General features: G+C 65.7%; 14 protein-coding genes and 1 tRNA gene. 8 read left to right on the forward strand and 7 right to left on the reverse strand.

Annotated elements, in window-relative coordinates:
- Window positions 1-98 precede the first annotated feature (98 nt).
- Window positions 99-2,186 (forward strand): UvrD-helicase domain-containing protein, encoded by a 2,088-nt coding sequence (locus U5A56_RS19205; protein ID WP_124486852.1) that lies wholly within the window; start codon window positions 99-101, stop codon window positions 2,184-2,186.
- A 97-nt stretch (window positions 2,187-2,283) separates the two neighbouring features.
- Here U5A56_RS19205 and U5A56_RS19210 read toward each other — a convergent pair whose 3' ends face one another.
- The gene (locus U5A56_RS19210; protein ID WP_321924002.1) at window positions 2,284-3,183 is read right to left on the reverse strand and encodes a c-type cytochrome; all 900 of its coding nucleotides are present in this window, start codon (window positions 3,181-3,183) and stop codon (window positions 2,284-2,286) included.
- A gap of 265 nt (window positions 3,184-3,448) precedes the next feature.
- Here U5A56_RS19210 and U5A56_RS19215 point away from each other — a divergent pair.
- From U5A56_RS19215 to U5A56_RS19225, 3 genes are all read left to right on the forward strand, one after another.
- Window positions 3,449-3,524: transfer RNA gene (locus U5A56_RS19215), tRNA-Arg, on the forward strand.
- A 574-nt stretch (window positions 3,525-4,098) separates the two neighbouring features.
- Entirely contained in the window at window positions 4,099-7,668 is a 3,570-nt protein-coding gene (locus tag U5A56_RS19220; RefSeq protein WP_321924004.1) for a heme utilization protein, read from the forward strand.
- A 287-nt stretch (window positions 7,669-7,955) separates the two neighbouring features.
- The gene (locus tag U5A56_RS19225; protein WP_321924082.1) at window positions 7,956-9,707 is read left to right on the forward strand and encodes a tetratricopeptide repeat protein; all 1,752 of its coding nucleotides are present in this window, start codon (window positions 7,956-7,958) and stop codon (window positions 9,705-9,707) included.
- 57 nt (window positions 9,708-9,764) lie between these two features.
- On the opposite strand, the gene U5A56_RS19230 is transcribed toward U5A56_RS19225, so the two are convergent.
- The 4 genes from U5A56_RS19230 to U5A56_RS19245 all read right to left on the reverse strand — a co-directional run bounded on the left by U5A56_RS19230 (window position 9,765) and on the right by U5A56_RS19245 (window position 13,454).
- A complete protein-coding gene (locus tag U5A56_RS19230) occupies window positions 9,765-10,544 on the reverse strand; it encodes a glycosyltransferase family A protein (RefSeq protein ID WP_321924006.1) in 780 nt (259 codons plus the stop codon).
- A gap of 98 nt (window positions 10,545-10,642) precedes the next feature.
- Window positions 10,643-10,948: a flagellar protein FliT gene (locus tag U5A56_RS19235; protein WP_044849186.1), complete on the reverse strand. Its 306-nt coding sequence runs from the start codon at window positions 10,946-10,948 to the stop codon at window positions 10,643-10,645.
- Between the two features lie 40 nt (window positions 10,949-10,988).
- Complete coding sequence (gene fliD / locus U5A56_RS19240) at window positions 10,989-12,455, reverse strand: flagellar filament capping protein FliD (RefSeq protein WP_044849185.1); 1,467 nt, start codon at window positions 12,453-12,455, stop codon at window positions 10,989-10,991.
- 171 nt (window positions 12,456-12,626) lie between these two features.
- The gene (locus U5A56_RS19245) at window positions 12,627-13,454 is read right to left on the reverse strand and encodes a flagellin (RefSeq protein ID WP_321924008.1); all 828 of its coding nucleotides are present in this window, start codon (window positions 13,452-13,454) and stop codon (window positions 12,627-12,629) included.
- A gap of 587 nt (window positions 13,455-14,041) precedes the next feature.
- On the opposite strand from U5A56_RS19245, the gene rpsU reads away from it, so the two are divergent.
- A complete protein-coding gene (gene rpsU / locus U5A56_RS19250) occupies window positions 14,042-14,254 on the forward strand; it encodes a 30S ribosomal protein S21 (protein ID WP_006401410.1) in 213 nt (70 codons plus the stop codon).
- A 289-nt stretch (window positions 14,255-14,543) separates the two neighbouring features.
- On the opposite strand, the gene U5A56_RS19255 is transcribed toward rpsU, so the two are convergent.
- Window positions 14,544-15,149 carry a DNA-3-methyladenine glycosylase I gene (locus tag U5A56_RS19255; RefSeq protein WP_124486856.1) on the reverse strand — a complete coding sequence of 202 codons (606 nt, stop codon included), beginning with the start codon at window positions 15,147-15,149 and terminating at the stop codon, window positions 14,544-14,546.
- Window positions 15,150-15,290: 141 nt separating this feature from the next.
- On the opposite strand from U5A56_RS19255, the gene U5A56_RS19260 reads away from it, so the two are divergent.
- Together U5A56_RS19260 and U5A56_RS19265 are read left to right on the forward strand one after the other, a co-directional pair.
- Window positions 15,291-16,172 carry a BadF/BadG/BcrA/BcrD ATPase family protein gene (locus U5A56_RS19260; protein WP_321802068.1) on the forward strand — a complete coding sequence of 294 codons (882 nt, stop codon included), beginning with the start codon at window positions 15,291-15,293 and terminating at the stop codon, window positions 16,170-16,172.
- Window positions 16,173-16,474: 302 nt separating this feature from the next.
- On the forward strand, window positions 16,475-17,308 hold the full coding sequence (locus tag U5A56_RS19265) for a Cof-type HAD-IIB family hydrolase (RefSeq protein ID WP_321924010.1): 834 nt from the start codon (window positions 16,475-16,477) through the stop codon (window positions 17,306-17,308).
- Between the two features lie 110 nt (window positions 17,309-17,418).
- Here the strand turns inward: U5A56_RS19265 and aqpZ are convergent, their stop codons facing one another.
- Window positions 17,419-18,159: an aquaporin Z gene (gene aqpZ, locus U5A56_RS19270; protein ID WP_044849180.1), complete on the reverse strand. Its 741-nt coding sequence runs from the start codon at window positions 18,157-18,159 to the stop codon at window positions 17,419-17,421.
- A 298-nt stretch (window positions 18,160-18,457) separates the two neighbouring features.
- Between aqpZ and U5A56_RS19275 the strand changes: the two genes are divergently transcribed.
- On the forward strand, window positions 18,458-18,754 hold the full coding sequence (locus U5A56_RS19275; RefSeq protein WP_006489320.1) for an H-NS histone family protein: 297 nt from the start codon (window positions 18,458-18,460) through the stop codon (window positions 18,752-18,754).
- Window positions 18,755-18,809 lie beyond the last annotated feature (55 nt).

An 18,809-nucleotide genomic window follows, 5' to 3' on the forward strand; every position in this document is an offset into this window, starting at 1 on the left:
ACATGCGCGTCCTGCCCCGCGTGTCCGCCTGCATTCCAGGCCCGTCGCGCGCGGCATCCTCCCGGCGTTCGCCGTCAACCGCAACATCATCCGCCATCATGTCCGCAGGCCTCAACTCCGCTCAGAACGAAGCGGTGCGCTACCTCGACGGTCCCTGCCTCGTGCTCGCCGGCGCGGGCAGCGGCAAGACCCGCGTGATCACGCAGAAGATCGCGCACCTGATCGAAGCGAAAGGCTTCGAGCCGCGCCACATCGCGGCCGTCACGTTCACGAACAAGGCCGCCGCCGAAATGCGCGAGCGCGTGTCGAAGCTGCTCGAGGGCAAGACGCTCACCACGCCCGGCAAGGAAGGCCGCAAGGTGCCCGTCAACCAGCTCACCGTGTGTACGTTCCACTCGCTCGGCGTGCAGATCCTGCGCCAGGAGGCCGAGCACGTCGGCCTGAAGCCGCAGTTCTCGATCATGGATTCGGACGACTGCTTCGGGATGATCCAGGAGCAGATCGGCACCACCGACAAGGGCCTGATCCGCAAGATCCAGAGCACCATCTCGCTGTGGAAGAACGGCCTGATCATGCCCGAGGAGGCGATGACGATCGCGGCCAACGAGGACGAGCATCAGGCGGCGCTGGTCTACCGCAACTACGTCGCGACGCTGCATGCGTACCAGGCGGTCGACTTCGACGACCTGATCCGCCTGCCGGCCGAGCTGTTCGCGAAGAACGAGCAGGTGCGCGACCGCTGGCAGAACAAGCTGCGCTACCTGCTGATCGACGAATACCAGGACACCAACGCGTGCCAGTACGAGCTGCTGAAGCTGCTCGCCGGCCCGCGCGCCGCGTTCACGGCGGTGGGCGACGACGACCAGGCGATCTACGGCTGGCGCGGCGCTACGCTCGAGAACCTCGCGCAGCTCGGCAAGGATTTCCCGAAGCTGCACGTGATCAAGCTCGAGCAGAACTACCGGTCGACGGTGCGGATCCTGACCGCTGCCAACAACGTGATCGCGAACAACCCGAAGCTGTTCGAGAAGAAGCTGTGGTCCGAGCACGGGATGGGCGACTCGATCACCGTCACGCCGTGCAACGACGAGGAGCATGAGGCCGAATCGGTCGTGTTCCGGCTGTCCGCGCACAAATTCGAGCGGCGCGCGCAGTTCCGCGACTACGCGATCCTGTATCGCGGCAACTTCCAGGCGCGGATCTTCGAGCAGGTGCTGCGGCGCGAGCGGATTCCATACGTGCTGTCGGGCGGCCAGTCGTTCTTCGACAAGGCCGAGATCAAGGATCTGTGCGCGTACCTGCGGCTGATTGCGAACGCCGACGACGATCCCGCGTTCATCCGCGCGGTCACGACGCCGCGCCGCGGCATCGGCAACACGACGCTCGAGGCGCTCGGCTCGTTCGCGGGCCAGGCGAAGGTGTCGCTGTTCGAGGCCGTGTACATGGGCGGGATCGAGGCGCGGCTGTCCGCGCGGCAGGTCGAGCCGCTCAGGATGTTCTGCGACTTCATCCAGCGCCTGACCGATCGCGCGGACAAGGAGCCCGCGACCGTCGTGCTCGACGACATGATGGAGGCCATCCACTACGAGGCCTACCTGTACGACGCGTTCGACGAGCGGCAGGCGCAGTCGAAGTGGCAGAACGTGCTCGAATTCCTCGAATGGCTGAAGCGCAAGGGCACCAAGCCCGAGACCGAAGCCGTCGACGGCGAGGCCGACGGCTTCCACAACGCGGACGGGCTTGCGGATACCGGCAAGAACCTGCTCGGCCTGATCCAGACCGTCGCGCTGATGTCGATGCTCGAAGGCAAGGACGAGGATCCGGACGCCGTGCGGCTGTCGACCGTCCATGCGTCGAAGGGGCTCGAGTATCCGCACGTGTTCCTGGTCGGCGTCGAGGAGGGCATCATGCCGCACCGCGGCGGCAGCGAGGACGACGGCCCGATCGACAACGAGCGGATCGAGGAGGAGCGCCGCCTGATGTACGTCGCGATCACGCGCGCGCAGCGCAGCCTGCACCTGAACTGGTGCAAGAAGCGCAAGCGGGCGCGCGAGACGGTCGTGTGCGAGCCGTCGCGCTTCATTCCCGAGATGGGGCTCGACGAAGCGCCGCCGCCGACGCCGGAGGAAGCGCCGATGACGCCGAAGGACCGGCTCGCGAGCCTGAAGGCGCTGTTGCAGAAGTGAGGCGGTGCGCTTCGGCGCCCTGGCGCCCGGGCGATCCGGATAAACGAAACCCCCGCGATGCGTGTGCGCCGCGGGGGTTTTTTCTGGCCGGCAGGCGTTACTTCGACGCGTTGACCATGTAGTCGACGGCCGCCTTCACGTCGGCGTCGGACGCGTTCGCCCCGCCCTTCGGCGGCATCGCGCCCTTGCCGTGCAGCGCGTAGTTGTAGACGGTATCCATCGAGTCCTTCAGGCGCGGCGCCCAGTCTTCCTTGCTGCCGAACTTCGGCGCGCCGAGCACGCCGGCCGCGTGGCACGCCTGGCAGACCTGCGTGTACAGCGCCTTGCCGGCGGAGGCGGCGTCGGCGCTGGTCGGCGCGGCCGCGGGCTTTTCGCCGGCCTTCGGAATCGCGGCGATCGCGGCCATTGCAGCGGCGGCCTGCGCGTTCGATGCATCGGCGCCCGAGGCGCCTGCCGCACCCGCCGCGCCGCTCGCCGCCGAGGCCGCGTTGGCGGCCGGGGCAGCCGGCTCGGGGAAGTTCGCGCCGTCGTTGTTCGCCATGTAAACGATCGCACGCGCGATTTCATAGTCGCTGACGTCGTCGGGGCTCGTGCCGCCGCGCGGCGGCATCGCGCCCTTGCCCGACAGCGCCGTTTTCAGCAGCGTGTCGAAGCCCTGCGAGATGCGCGGTGCCCAGTCGTCCTTGTTGCCGAACTTCGGCGCGCCGGCGGCGCCCGTGCCGTGACAGGTCACGCACACGGCCTTGTAGACTTCCTCGCCGGTCTTGTACGTGCGGGGCGCATTGGCGTCCTTCACGTCGACTTTAGCGAGCGGTGCGATCCGCGCGGCGACCTGTTCGTCGGATAGCGCATCCGTGCCCGCGCCCGAACGGAACGCATGGTTGGCATAGGTGGCAAACAGGACAATCAGGGCGATCGGAATCGCGAATGAGGCGATGACGACGGCAATCAGCTGCCCGGGGGTTTTGACGGGAGATTCGTGGGGTGCTTCGCTCATGCTTGCCTCGTCTCCGTGATTAGGAATTGTGAGCGCGGTGCAACGGCAAAATGGCTGGCGATCCAATGAGTCCGGACGATTATAGACGGAACGTTTACATCACGGCGAGCGGCGCGAAGGCGCGTGTTTACCCGCACGAATTGCGGGCCTGACGGGGTTTCGGCGGGCAAGGTGGACGCGTTTTGGGAAACCGGGTATCCTTGCGGTCTTGTCAATGGTGGGCGGCCAGTTTATTGGGGTCGTTTCACTGTCGTCACTGTCATATGCGCCCGTAGCTCAATGGATAGAGTACTGCCCTCCGAAGGCAGGGGTTGCTGGTTCGATCCCAGCCGGGCGCACCAAGCCTGATCGAGCATTCTTCGTATCGATTCCCTTTTTTTGATCGTTCATCTCGCGTGCCTGACCAGGGCAACGTGAGGGCAACGCGCGCCGGTTGGCTCGGGCATCGACAGCGCGCGAGTCACTGATACGGCAGCTTGCGCCGCGCCGCTAGCCCGTGCGCGAGCGATCCAGACGCTTCCGCCGCTTCACTTCAACGCAAGCCCATTGCGCGCGCAGCCACCCGCCGACGCCGGGTGCGAAATGGCCGTCACGCGCTCGTGAAATCTTTCAGAACGCATTCAAACCCTGCCGCTGCATCGGCAGCGTCTCGCGCATGTCCCGGTGACATGCGATCGATCGCCTGATCTATCTAAAGTTTGTCGCTCCATGGTCGTTAATCAGTCGGGTGCAGGATAGGGCCAAATCAAAGTAAAGCGTCGGCTGACGGGGGGCAGTCTCGGACATGCCGCTTCTGAACAACGAACTTGGAAAGGATGAAGCATGACTTCGATCGTAACGGGCATGTCTACGGCGCAAATCGCGGCGCTTACGACGGCGCAGGCGCACGCGCTTACAGGGACTGACATCGGTGCAATGACGACGGACCAGGTCAAGGCGCTGACGACCGACTCGGTGGCTGCGCTGACCACGTCGGCAGTCGTCAGCCTCAGCACGACGGCTGTCGCGATTCTCGGCTCCGACCAGCTCGGCTCGCTGAATACGGCGGACATTGCCGCGCTCAAGACGAACCAGATTGCAGCACTCACGTCCGATCAACTCTCGAAGCTGAGCGCGCCCCAGGCCGGTGCGCTGTCGAGCGCTCAAGTGGCGGCGCTGACGACCAGCCAGGCACAGAACGGCCTCACGACGGACCAGATTCACGCGCTGACGACGGCGCAGGCCGCTGCCTTGTCGACGGCCGACGTCGCGGTGCTGACGACGGCGCAAGTCACGGCGCTGACGACGGCCGATGTCGCGGCGCTGAAGACGAACCAGGTCGCTGCGTTGACGACGACGCAGGTGCAGAAACTGACGACCGATCAGGTCAAGGCGCTGACGACCGCGCAGGCGGCCTCGCTGACGACGGCGCAAGTGGCGGCGCTGACGACCGATCAGGTGAATGCGCTGACGACGGCCGCGTTCGCGGCGCTGAAGCCGACGCAGGTCGCGGCACTGACGACGGCGCAGATCGCCAATCTGAGCGCGGCGCAGGAAGGTGCGCTGACGAGCGCGCAGGTGGCGGCGCTGACGACGAATCAGGTGCAGAACGGCCTGACGACCGACCAGGTCAAGGCGCTGACGACGGCGCAGGCCGCGGCGTTGACGACGGCGCAGGTCGCCGCGCTGACGACGGCGCAGTCGAGCGCGCTGACGACGGCCGATGTGGTCGCGTTGAAAGCGACTCAGATTGCGGCGCTGACGACGGCCCAGGTGCAGAACCTGACGACTGCTCAGGCTGCGGCGCTGACGAGCACGCAAATCGCCGCGCTGACGACGGCGCAGGTGCAGAACGGCCTGTCGACCGATCAGGTCAAGGCGCTGACGACGGCGCAGGCGTCGGCCATGACCACGGCGCAGATCGCGGCGCTGAGCACGGACCAGGTGAACGCACTGACGACGGCCGCATTCGCCGCGCTGAAGCCGACGCAGGTGGCGGCGCTGACGACGACGCAGATCACCAACCTGAGCGCGGCGCAGGAAGGCGCGCTGACGACCGCCCAGGTCGCGGCATTGACGACCGCGCAGGTGAAAAACGGCTTGACGACCGATCAGGTCAAGGCGCTGACGACCGCGCAAGCCGCGGCGCTGACGGCGGCTGACGTGACGGCGTTGTCCACCGCGCAAGCGACCGCACTGACGACGTCCGCCGTGGCGGCGCTGAAGACGGGCCAGATTGTGGCGCTGACGACGGCCCAGGTGCAGAACCTGACGACCGATCAGGTCAAGGCGCTGACGACCGCGCAGGCGCAGTCGTTGACGACGGCGCAAGTGGCGGCGCTGACGACGGACCAGGTGAACGCGCTGACGACGGCCGCGTTCGCGGCGCTCAAGCCGACGCAGGTCGCGGCGCTGACGACGACGCAGATCACCAATCTGAGCGCGGCGCAGGAAGGTGCATTGACGACCGCGCAGGTGGCCGCGCTGACGACGAGTCAGGTGCAGAACGGCCTGACGACCGATCAGGTCAAGGCGCTGACGACCGCACAGGCCGCGGCGCTGACGGCCGCTGACGTAACGGCGCTGTCGACGGCGCAAGTCACGGCGCTGTCGACGGCGAACATCGCGGCGCTGAAAACGCCCCAGATCGTCGCGCTGACGACGACGCAGGTGCAGAACCTGACGACCGATCAGGTCAAGGCGCTGACGACCGCGCAGGCGGGCGCGCTGACGACGGCGCAAGTCGCGGCGCTGACGACCGACCAGGTGAACGCGCTGACGACGGCCGCCTTCGCGGCGCTGAAGCCGACGCAGGTCGCGGCACTGACGACGGCGCAGATCGCCAATCTGAGCGCGGCGCAGGAAGGTGCGCTGACGAGCGCGCAGGTGGCGGCGCTGACGACGGCTCAGGTGCAGAACGGCCTGTCGAGCGATCAGGTCAAGGCGCTGACGACGGGGCAGGCAGCGGCACTGACGGCGGCTGACGTCGCGGCGTTGACGACCGCGCAGGCGTCGGCGTTGACGACGGCCGACGTCGCGGCGCTGAAGGCGACGCAGATCGCAGCGTTGACGACGACGCAGGTGCAGAACCTGACGACCGACCAGGTCAAGGCACTGACGAGCGCGCAGGTGACGTCGCTGACGACCGATCAGGTCAAGTCGCTGACGACCGATCAGGTGAACGCGCTGACGACGACCGCCTTCGCGGCGCTGAAGCCGACGCAGGTCGCGGCACTGACGACGGCGCAGATCGCCAACCTGAGCACGGCGCAGGCCGGCGCGCTGACGACCGCGCAAGTGGCTGCGTTGACGACGAATCAGGTGCAGAACGGCCTGACGACCGACCAGGTCAAGGCGCTGACGACCGCACAGGCGGCGTCGTTGACGACCGCGCAGGTCGCCGCGTTGACGACGGCGCAATCGAGCGCGCTGACGACGGCTGACGTGGCCGCGCTGAAGACGAATCAGGTTGCGGCACTGCGCACGGACCAACTGCAGAACCTGACGACGGCTCAGGCGGCAGCACTGAGCTACACGCAGATCGCATCGCTGACGACGGCCCAGGTACAGAACGGCCTGTCGACCGATCAGGTCAAGGCGCTGACGACGGGGCAGGCAGCGGCACTGACGGCGGCTGACGTCGCGGCGCTGACGACCGCGCAGGCGTCGGCGTTGACGACGGCCGACGTCGCGGCGCTGAAGGCGACGCAGATCGCAGCGTTGACGACGACGCAGGTGCAGAACCTGACGACCGACCAGGTCAAGGCACTGACGAGCGCGCAGGTGACGTCGCTGACGACCGATCAGGTCAAGTCGCTGACGACCGATCAGGTGAACGCGCTGACGACGGCCGCCTTCGCGGCGCTGAAGCCGACGCAGGTCGCGGCACTGACGACGGCGCAGATCGCCAACCTGAGCACGGCGCAGGCCGGCGCGCTGACGACCGCGCAAGTGGCTGCGTTGACGACGAATCAGGTGCAGAACGGCCTGACGACCGACCAGGTCAAGGCGCTGACGACCGCGCAGGCGGCCGCGTTGACGACGGCCGACGTCGTGGCGCTGACGACGGCGCAATCGAGCGCGCTGACGACGGCTGACGTGGCCGCGCTGAAGACGAATCAGGTTGCGGCACTGCGCACGGACCAGCTGCAGAACCTGACGACGGCTCAGGCGGCAGCACTGAGCTACACGCAGATCGCGTCGCTGACGACGGCCCAGGTACAGAACGGCCTGTCGACCGATCAGGTCAAGGCGCTGACGACGGGGCAGGTGGCGGCACTGACGACGGCTGACCTCGCGGCGCTGACGACGACGCAGACCGCGGCGCTGTCCACGGCGTCGATCGTGGCGTTGAAGACGAGCCAGGTGATTGCGCTGACGACGGCCCAGGTGCATAACCTGACGACCGATCAGGTGGCTGCGTTCACGACGACCCAGGTGCATGCGCTGACGTCGGCGCAGGTGGGGGCAATGACGACCGATCAGATCCAGCAGCTCCACTTCTGATCAGTCGCGTTGCATGGCGCCGGGGTTCCCGGCGCCATCCCGCCTCGCCGGCATCGGGCAAGGCGTGAGTACTGGCAGGTTAAACTGCCGGCCACGCGTGACGTGGCGGCAGCCGCGCGTCACGGGCAGGCGAGGAGGCGGCGCGCCGTCGTGCCCGCGCGGCGGCTGACGGGCAGCCGTCCGGCGGACTGCCGTACTTTACGGTATTGCGTATGAGTGAAGTCATGGTTTCGTCTGAAGAAAATTTTGCTGCCGATCTTCTGCTCGCGTGGCACGGCAAGATCGACATGACGGGTCTCTTCGAGCGCGCGGGCGCGCTCGAAGCGAACCGGCAGTTCGAGCTGGCGGCGGTCCTTTACCGGACCTGGCTCGAGCGCAACGTCGCGCCGTTCAATCATTTCGTGTACTTCAACCTTGGCGTCGCGCTTTTCAACGCCAATGACATCGAGGCCGCGAAAAAGGCACACTACACGGCCATCGAGCTCGCGCCCGATTTCATTCATCCGCATTTCAATCTGGGTGTCATGTGTGAGCGCATCAACGAGCTCGACACGGCGATCGCGGAATGGACGTGGGTCGTGGAGCACGCGTCGGCTGATCATCCCGAGCAACGGCCGCTGCGGCTGTCCGCGCTCAACAACCTCGGGCGCGTCCATGAAAACCAGCGGCGTTACGCCGATGCGCTGGCGTGCCTGACGGAAAGTTTGCGGATGGAGCCGAACCAGCCGGACGTGCTGCACCACTGGGTGTTCCTGCGGGGCAAGCAGTGCGAGTGGCCCGTGTTTGCGCCCGTCGAGGGCGTCGATCCGGACCTCATGCGACAGTCGACTTCCGCGCTGGCGATGATCAGCCAGTCGGACGATCCGGCGGAGCAATTGTCGGCGGCCCGGCATTACGTCGACACCAAGATCAACGTCGACGTGCCCGCATTGTCCGGCAAGAAGGCATACGGTCACGAGAAGATCAGGATCGCGTATCTTTCGTCGGATTTCTGTCTGCATCCCGTTTCGATGCTCACGGCCGAGCTGTTCGAATTGCACGACCGGCGGCGTTTCGAGGTGTACGGCTATTGCTGGTCGCGCGACGACGGCTCCGCGCTGCGCAAGCGGATTATCCAGTCGATGGATCATTTCCATCGCATCGACGCGATGAGCGACGAGGCCGCCGCTCGGCTGATCCGTGAACACGAGATCGACATCGTCGTTGACCTGCACGGGCAGACGCTCGGCGCACGCACGGACTTGCTTGCCTATCGGCCGGCGCCCATCCAGATCACGTATCTGGGCTTGCCGGCCACGACCGGCCTGCCGTACATCGATTATGTGATCGCCGACCGGTTCCTGATTCCGGAAGCGTACGCGCACTTCTACTCGGAGAAGCCGCTGTACATGCCGGACATCTACCAGGTCAGCGATCGCAAGCGGGTCAGTGCGCCGGCGCCGTCGCGCGCAAGCTGCGGCCTGCCGGAAGACGGCTTCGTCTTTTGTTCGTTCAACAACAATTACAAGTTCACGCCCGAGGTGTTCGGCGCCTGGATGCGGATCCTGCAGCGGGTGCCGGCAAGCGTGCTCTGGTTGCTTGCCGACAATCCATGGGCCGAAGCCAATCTGCGAAAGGAAGCGGCCAGACACGGCATCGACGGCGGACGCCTCGTGTTTGCGTCTCGCGTCTCGCCCGAGAATTATCTTGCCCGGTTTGCGGTCGCGGATCTGTTCCTCGATTCCTTCCCGTTCAACGCCGGCACGACGGCGAACGACGCGCTCTGGATGGGGCTGCCGGTTCTGACACTCTCGGGCAGGAGCTTCGCATCGCGGATGGCGGGTGCGATGTTGTCCGCCGCGGGCATCGAGGAATTGATCACCTACGATCTGCAGGCATACGAGGAGAAGGCGGTGGCGCTCGCCAGTGCGCCGGATGAGTGCGAGCGCCTGCGAAAGGTGCTGAACGCCGAGCGCAGGGATGGCGTATTGTTCGACACGCCGCGATTCGTCAACAATCTCGAGGCGCATTTTTCGCGTCTCGTCGGCGCGCTGGACTGATCGGCGCGCCGGTCGGCCGCCTCCCCGGGCAGGCCGATCGCCGGATCGCGCCGCAGGTCAGAAGTGGTCGAGATCCAGCACGATGCCCGCCGAAGCCATCAGCCGCTGGCGGTTCAGGCGGACGTCCGTATTGGGGGCTGGATGCCGCTGGTAAAGCGCGAGCATCGTCGAGGCGATCAGGTCGTCGCGTGTATTGCCGCGTCGCATATTCTCCTGCGCGCCGGCCGGGCTCTTGTGAATGACGACTGAGCTGAGCGGGACATGAACCATTGCGCGTCCGGAAAGACACGCGAGCAGGAAGTCCCAGTCTTCGTAAATCTCGAGATCGGTCGCATATCGGACGCGCGCGACGACGTCGTCGCGATACGCGATGCAGCTGTTCGGCGCGCGATTCAGCACGTAGACGCTGTCCGCGTCGACATCGCCGATGCGCACCGTTTCGATCGAGGTCGTGCGTGGCGGATGCGTCGTGCGATCCTCGTAACACACCTTGAAATCGCAAAACACGATTTCCGGCTCGTCGGCGCCGATGCTTCGGGCCAGCGCGTCGAGGTGCGTCGGCTCAAGCGTGTCGTCGTCGTCGAGGAACATGACGTAGCGCGATTTGGCGAGCGAGAGTCCGATGTTGCGGCTTTCGGCCGGCCCGGGCGCGCCGCTGCGGATCACGTGGAGGTAGCGCCCCTGCAATGCGGAAAGCTCCTCGAATGGCGGCATGTATGTCGCGCTATCGGAGACGACGATGACGGTGAAGTCCTGCCACGTCTGGTCGATCAGGGACTGCAACGTCCGGCGCAGCAGCAGTGGCCGGTCGTGGGTGGCGATGATGACGGTAAACACGATGAACCGGTAATGAGTGGAATCCGCTCGCCCGGCGAGCGATTCCCGCCGGGCGATGACGCGAGATCATCAGGCGCGGCGGGCACCGGGGCGTTCGTTTAGAAACCCGCGATCCGCTGATATTGCAGCGCTGCTTCCGTGCGGCCGATGGCCGTCTTGAACTCGGCCTGCAGCTCCCGTTGTGTCGTTTGTGCGTCCGCCATCACGGCCGCGTCGATCGCCTCGATGCGCTTCAGGATCGCCAGCGCGTCGGGCGATTGCGGGGCGGCCAGGGACATCAGCAGCGGCGAGCGCTGTTCGACGAGGCTCGCCGCGCCCGGCCAGTCGGCCATCGATGCCGCATGTTCGATTGCCTGCGTGAGCGACCACACGCGCTCCAGCAGAGTGATCGGGTCCGTCGTCATGTTCTCTCCCATGTTGATCCGGCCGCGGCATCGCCTGCCGCTATGCCTTGTTCGTGGCCAGCGCGCCCGCGCTGTTGGTGCCGCCGAACAGTTGCGTCAGGTACTGCGAATTGTTTTGCATCTTTGCCATCAGCGTATTGAGCGCGGTGAATTGCGTATTGTACTGATCGGTGAGCTGGCTGGCGTATGCCTGCAGCGCCGTGGCCTGCGTTTTCGCAGCGGCGAGATCCTGGTTCAACGCCGTGACGCGCGTGTCGATGATGCCGCCCGTCTGCAGGAATGTCGTGATGTTGCTGTTGAGCGTCGCGCCTACGCCGTTGGTCGCGTTGAACGCGGTCGCCACGGATGACGGATTGTTCGCCAGCGCCGACGACAGGGCCGCGCTGTCGACGCTGAGCGTGCCGTCCGGCTGAAGATTGAGGCCGATCGCGCTCAGGCTGATCGTGCTGCCGCCGCTCGTTACGCCCTGGGCCACCTTGGTGGCCAGCGTGTTGACGATCGAATTCAGCATCGAGTCGCCGATGAGCGGGCCCCCCTGGCTACCGGCGGCTGCGCTCGAATTGAAGCTCGACAGCGACGATGCGGTGCTGACGAACGAGTTGTATGCGGAGACGAACGCGTTGATCGTATTGGTGGCGGAGGTGTTGTCCGGCGAGACCGAGAGCGTTTGGGTCGTCTTGGCCGACGAAGCAGACAGGTTGATCGTCACGCCCGTAATCGCGCCCGTGATGGTGTTGCTCGCGCTAACCACGCTGGTGCCGTCGATCGAAAGCTGCGCGTCCTGCGCGGGGATCGTCTCGTTGTAATTGTTTGTCGCTGCGCCCGTGTTATCGACGGTTGCCAGCGCAGCCAGCCCGTCCGTCGAATTGGTCGACACCTTGATGGTGTTCGCCGCGCCCGTGACGTTGGACGTCAGCACGAGGTGCGAGCCGTCCGTGCCGGTGACGACCGTGGCGGTCACGCCCGGATTGCCGCTTCCCGTGTTGATCGCATTTGCGATGTCGGCGAGCGTGTTGGTGCCGGACTTGATCGCGACGGTCATCGGCGTGCCGCTGCCGAGCTGGATCGTCAGGTTGCCGGTGCCGACCTGGTTCGTCGATGGAATTCCCGTGATCGACGAGAGCTTTTGCGCCGTCGCTACCTGCGTCACTGCGACCGAATAGCTGCCCGCGACCGCCCCCGTCGACGTCGTGGCCGTGAGGCCGCTGCCGCTCGCGGATGCCGTGAATTTTGACAGCGCCGAGCCGTCCGTAAGGCCGGACAGTGCGCTTTGCAGCGACGAAAGCGACGACTTGAGCGAACCGATCGCGGACAGCGTCGTGTTGTCGAGCGTTTGCCGATTGGTGTTCTGGGTCGTTTGTGCGGCCGTCTTCGCTGCGACCAGCGCGGACACGAGCGACGAGACGTCCGTGTTCGAATTCGTCACACCGCTGATGATCGATTGGGCGGCTGCCGCCAGTGCGCTGTTCGCCGATGTGGTGGTAGTCGTCGACATGTAGGACTCCATTCGATGAGATTAGTCCTGCGCAACGGTCGGGCAGGGCGACGTAATGCGCGAAGCACGAAAAGCAAAATGCTTACCCGACGTAATCGGATAAGCATTGGGAGGAAGGGCGTTCCCGTTCCGATGGCGCCGCCGCGTCGTTCGCGATCCCGCGGCGCGCGCCGTCCGGCGTGCTTAGCCCAGGAGCTTCAGCACTTGCTGCGGCATCGAGTTCGCTTGTGCGAGAACCGAAATGCCGGCTTGTTGCAGCACCTGTGCCTTCGACAGGTTGGCGGTCTCCTGCGCGAAGTTCGCGTCGGTGATCTGCGCGCTTGCTGCGTTCAGGTTCGTCGATTGCGCCGTGGTCTGCGAGATCGCTGCCTGATAGATGTTGATGTCGGAACCGAGCTGAGCTTGCGCGGTGTTGACGGTGCCGAGCGCGGTGTCGATCGTGTTCATCATCGTTTGCGCGGCGGTGACGGTCGTCACGCCGCCGGTCAGGGCGAGCGTCGTCGTGTCGTACTTGCCGCTCAGGTCGAGCGACAGTTGCTGGCCGGACTTTTCGCCGATCTGGAAGGTCAGCGGCGTGCCTGCGTTGTTCGCGGTGCCGTCGAGCAGGTTGATGCCGTTGAACGTCGTTTGGCTCGCGATACGGCCGATTTCGGTGATACGCGCTTGCACTTCGGTGTCGAGGTTGCTTGCAGCAGCGGTGCCGATCGACGAATCGGATGCCTGAACAGCGAGCTGGCGGATACGCTGCAGGTTGGCGGTGATTGCCGACAGGCCGCTCGATGCGGTCTGAGCCATCGACACGGCGTTGTTCGCGTTCGACACACCCTGCGTGTATGCGTTGATCGACGCTTGCATCGTCGTCGAGATCGCGAGGCCTGCCGCATCATCTGCCGCGGAGTTGATGCGCTTGCCCGACGACAGGCGGTTGATCGCTTGCGACAGCGCGTTCTGCGTCGACGAGAGGTTCGTTTGAGCGGTCTGCGAATAGATGTTGGTGTTGATGTTCAGCATTTGGATCCTCGTTTGGAAAACGCCGTTTGATTGACTGGATTCGGGGTTCGGCGTCGCGCTTTCCGTGTCCCGCGCTGCCCGCCTTTCCTGGTTGTCGGCGCTGATTCGGGGAAACTTTAGGGCCGCATCGAACACTATTCTTGCGGCGCGATGCCGCGCACGTGTCTCGTGCGTGTCGCCTCGGTGGGGTGCGGCGCATCGTGGCGCGGCAATGCGCTTCGTCGGGCAGTGAGGTCGGCACGCATGGGAGGGCGCGCCTGGCCTTCGCCGATCGGACGTGGTGAGCGGCTCGTGCTGAATTGCAACGGAAAAGCGGTAAACCTGTAGGCGAAGCTGCGTTTAACTGGTATGATGGCGGGCTGAATTGAGATTTTCTGTCACGCCTATGCCGTCTCGGCATTCCTGCTGGCAGTCAAACGCGGCGCTGCACGCGGCTTGTGAAGCGTACCCGCGGTGCTTTGTGCCTCTCTTTTCCGGCCTCCGAGGCCGTATTTCCGCTCGTTTCGCCTGTTGTGGGGACGCCCGGATGGCCGGTGCGTGGCGCTTGGCCGCTACGTTTTTGACCGTTTAAGCAATTTAGGAACGACATGACGACGATTCTTCTGAAGGAAAACGAGCCGTTCGAAGTGGCGATTCGCCGCTTTCGCCGTGCTATCGAAAAAAATGGCCTGATCGCTGAACTGCGCGAACGCCAGTCCTACGAAAAGCCGACCGCAGTCCGCAAGCGCAAGAAGGCAGCAGCCGTCAAGCGCCTGCACAAGCGCCTGCGCAGCCAGATGCTGCCGAAGAAGCTCCACTAAGAGCGTCTACGGTTCGCCGCGAAACGGCGGAGCGTGCTTCGAAAGAAGCCGCTCCGCCGTTTTGCTTTTCGGGGCCGGAAAAGGTTGCAGATCGTGGCGGAAAAGTGGCCGATCGACTGCCGGACGGTCGAATGGCCGCACGGCGGTTCCGCCGGCAGCCAACGGGGCAAGGCCGCCGACGTGTTCACCGGGAAATCGGCGCCGCGTTCGGGCTCGCCTTGCGCGGATCACCTGGCGGCGCGTGCTGACGTGCCGGTGCGGCAAGCCGACCAGCCCGTGAGCTTCGCCGTCAGCCCGCCTTGCGGCGCCGTGCCGGCTGCTGCTTGCCGCCGAGCGCCGCGCATTGGGCGTGACACGGGCAACCGGTCTCATGGTCGTTGACCATCCCGGTCGCCTGCATCAGCGCATAGCAGATCGTCGAGCCGACGAATTTGCAGCCGTACTCCTTCAGCGCCTTGCTGAGCGCATCCGACTGGGCAGTCGACGCGGGCGCGTCGCGATACGACTGCCACGCGTTCTGGACCGGCGTGTGGTCGACGAACGACCACAGGAATTGCGCGAGCGATCCGTGATCCTCGCGAATGCGCTGCACGGCCCGTGCATTGGTGACCGCGGATTCCACCTTCGCGCGATTGCGGACGATGCCGGGGTTCTCGAGCAGCTTCTCGATGCGCTTCGGCGTGAAGCGCGCGACCGCGTCGACATCGAAGTCGGCGAACGCCTCGCGATAGCCGGCGCGCTTGTTCAGGATCGTCGACCACGACAGCCCCGCCTGCGCGCCTTCGAGAATCAGCATTTCGAACAGATGGCGATCGTCATGCGACGGCACGCCCCACTCGGTATCGTGATAGTGAGCATCCGCTTCCGTCTTTACCCAATTGCACCGCTGCGACATCGCCGGCCTCGTTCCAGTGTCGATTCGATCGTGCCAGCATAGCGGAACGCCCATTCACGGTATAGCTGGCCGAACGGCAGATGGGCGCGCGGCGCCGATCCGGTTAAGCTTGGCGCCTGTTCGAATCAGCAGGATCAACGCATGACGGCATTCCTTTTTGCGATCGGCATCGACGGCGGCGGCACGGGTACCCGCGTGGTACTCGCCGACCGGCACGGGCGCGAACTCGCGCAGGGGCGCGGCGGCCCGTCGGGGCTCGGCCTCGGCATCGAGCGCGCGTGGGCATCGATCGGCGCGGCCTGTGCCGACGCATTCACGCGGGCGGGGCTCGCGTTCGACTGGTCGCAGTGCGCGCTCGGCTGCGGGCTCGCGGGCGTCAACAATGCCGCGTGGCTCGCCGCGTTCCGCGCGCAGGCGCCGCTCGACGCACTGGCGATCGAAAGCGACGCTTATACGACCGTCGTCGGCGCGCACGGCGGTGCGCCGGGGCTCATCGTCGCGCTCGGTACGGGCAGCATCGCGGCGGCGCTCGACGCGGCGGGCGACTGCCGCATCGCGGGCGGCTTCGGCTTTCCGTCCGGCGACGAGGCGAGCGGCGCGTGGCTCGGCATGCGCGCGCTCGCGTACGCGCAGCAGGCGCTCGACGGCCGCGTGCCGCGCGACGCGTTTGCCGGCGCGCTGCTCGCGGAAACGGGCGCGCACGATCGCGACGCGCTCGTCCAGTGGTCGTGCGATGCGAACCAGACGATCTACGCGCGCCTCGCGCCGATCGTCTTCGCGCACCGCGACCATTCTTATGCGGCGGCGCTGATCGCGCAGGCCGGCGACGAGATCGGCAAGATGATCGACGCGCTCGATCCGCAGCAGGCGCTGCCGGTCGCGTTGTGCGGCGGGCTGGCCGACGCGCTGGCACCGGCCGTGCCGGCACGCCATGCGGCGCGGCTGCGCGCGCCGCTCGACGATTCCGCGCACGGCGCGCTGCGGCTCGCGCTGCAGGCGTTGAGGGCGGCTGAAGCGGGGTGAGAGGGGCGCATGGGCGGCGTGCGATGAGTGGGCCGAGCAGACCGGGCGGGCCGATCGGGCTGATCGGGTAAAGCGACGGGCGGGCACGTTGAGCGGACAAACTGGACCGAGCTGACGGAGCAAACCGAGCAAACCGAGCAAACAGCCTGCCCCGACCGAACCAGCGACGCACCGAAACCCGAACGGCCTGAAACCCGAACGGCCTGAAACCCGCCCCCCATTTCCCAACCACCCGGCGCGCCCCCGGGCACGACGTTAAAATGACGGCTCCGCAGCGTCCTGCGCGCCACTCCCCCATCCCCATGTACAAAGTCATCGCCACTGATCTCGACGGCACCCTGCTGAACAGCGACCACCAGCTCGATCCGTACACGATCGAGACCGTCCGCCGGCTCGACCGCGACGGCCTGCAGTTCGTGATCGCGACGGGGCGTCACTACGCGGACGTCGCCGGCATCCGCGACGTGCTGGGCATCCGGCCGTACCTGATCACGTCGAACGGCGCGCGTGTGCATGCGCCGGACGACACGGCGATCCATGCGCAGGACATCGATCCCGCGATCGTCCGCGGCCTCGTGCAGCCGGGCGTGACCGGCGCGCACGGGCGCGTGATCGTCAACCTGTTCACCGACCGCGGCTGGCTGATCGACCGCGACGCGCCGCACCTGCTCGAATTCCACCAGGATTCGGGCTTCCGGTACGACGTGATCGACATGGCCGCGCACGACGGCGCCGACATCGCGAAGGTGCTGTACATCGGCGCGCCGGCCGATCTGGCGGTGGTCGCGGAGCAGATGCGCGTGCGGTTCGGCGATGCGCTGTACGTCACGTACTCGCTGCCCGACTGTCTCGAAGTGATGACCGCCAACGTGTCGAAGGGCCGCGCGCTGCGTACGGTGCTCGCGCGACTCGGCGTCGACGCCGGCCACTGCATCGCGTTCGGCGACAACATGAACGACATCGACCTGCTCGAAACGGCCGGCCACGCGTTCATGATGAACAACGCGAACCCCGACCTGATCGCGCACCTGCCGCACATCCCGCGGATCGGCAACAACTTCGATGCGGGCGTCGCCCGCCACCTGCGCACGCTGTTCGCGCTCGAAGGCACGCGCGACGGCGTCGCCGCTTCCTGAGCTGAGCGGCCATGAAAAACGGGCGCCAGCGGCGCCCGTTCAAATTACCTGCCTCGATGTTGTTCGACAGCGTGAGGCTCGCTGCTCTGCTCGCGTGACCCCGTAGTGTTTTATTCGCTAGTGCGAGCGGATGCGGGCACGAGGCCGACGGCATCGTCGCGCCCCGCGATCAGCGGGTAGACGATCCCCGCAATTGCCGCGCCGATGATCGGCGCGACCCAGAACAGCCACAGCTGGCCGATCGCCTCGCCGCCCACGAACAGCGCGGGGCCGGTCGAGCGGGCCGGGTTCACCGACGTGTTGGTGACCGGGATCGAGATCAGGTGGATCAGCGTCAGGCACAGGCCGATCGCGATCGGCGCAAAGCCGGCCGGCGCGCGCTTGTCGGTGGCGCCGAGAATCACGAACAGGAAGAAGCCCGTCATCACGACTTCGCAGATGAACGCCGCGCCGAGCGAGTAGTGGCCGGGCGAGCGCTCGCCGAAGCCGTTCGTCGCAAAGCCGCTGCCGACGACGTCGAAGCCCGGCTTGCCGGTCGCGATCAGGTACAGCACGAACGCACCGAGCGTCGCGCCGACGACCTGCGCAACGATATACGGCGCGAGATCGCGTGCCGGGAAGCGGCCGGCGACCGTCAGGCCCACGCTGACGGCCGGATTCAGGTGGCAACCCGAAATATGGCCAATCGCGAATGCCATCGTCAGCACGGTCAGGCCGAAGGCGAGCGCGACGCCGGCGAAGCCGATGCCGAGGCCCGGAAAGGCTGCGGCCAGCACGGCGCTTCCGCACCCGCCGAGCACCAGCCAGAACGTGCCGAATACCTCTGCAGCCAGACGCTGAGAAAGATTCATGTAAGGATCCCGTTCAAGTGGGTTGAAGACAAACGGATGACCGGATGATTTATTCCGTCACCCCGAATTGGTCTGGATTATAGGAAATGAATCGGCTGGGTGAGGGTCAACGATTGTTAAATTCGAATGGCTGACGAATGGCTTTTATTAGAATAAGTCCGCATTCTCGATATAGCCGATTCGGTTAAAGATGGCAGCATTAATTTTGAAGGGCAGGGCGGCAGTGCGGATGACGTAACGGGTGTTGGCGTTCCGGCCGGAACTGCCGGCGCCGCATCATGGAAAAGGGAGCCGAAAAATGTCTCAATACGCGAAACTCAAGGCGCAGATCGCCGATCTGCAGGCCCAGGCGGATGACGTGCGTCGCCAGGAAGTGGCGGCGGTGATCGCCGACGTCCAGCGAATGATTGCCGAATATGGCCTGACGGCCCAGGATCTGGGCTTCGCGGAGCGAGCGCGGCGCGGCCGTCCGCCGAAAAAGGCACCGCTCCCCCCGAAATACCGCGACCCGAAGTCGGGTGCAACCTGGAGCGGGCGCGGCAAGCCGCCGAATTGGATCGTCGGAAAAAACCGCGATCGTTTCCTGATCGAATGAGCGCGCAAAAAGAAAGAGCCGCATCGACTGCGGCTCTTTGGCGCCTTTGGGTTTT

The sequence above is a fragment of the Burkholderia sp. BCC1998 genome (assembly GCF_905339875.1).
Taxonomy (GTDB): Bacteria; Pseudomonadota; Gammaproteobacteria; order Burkholderiales; family Burkholderiaceae; genus Burkholderia.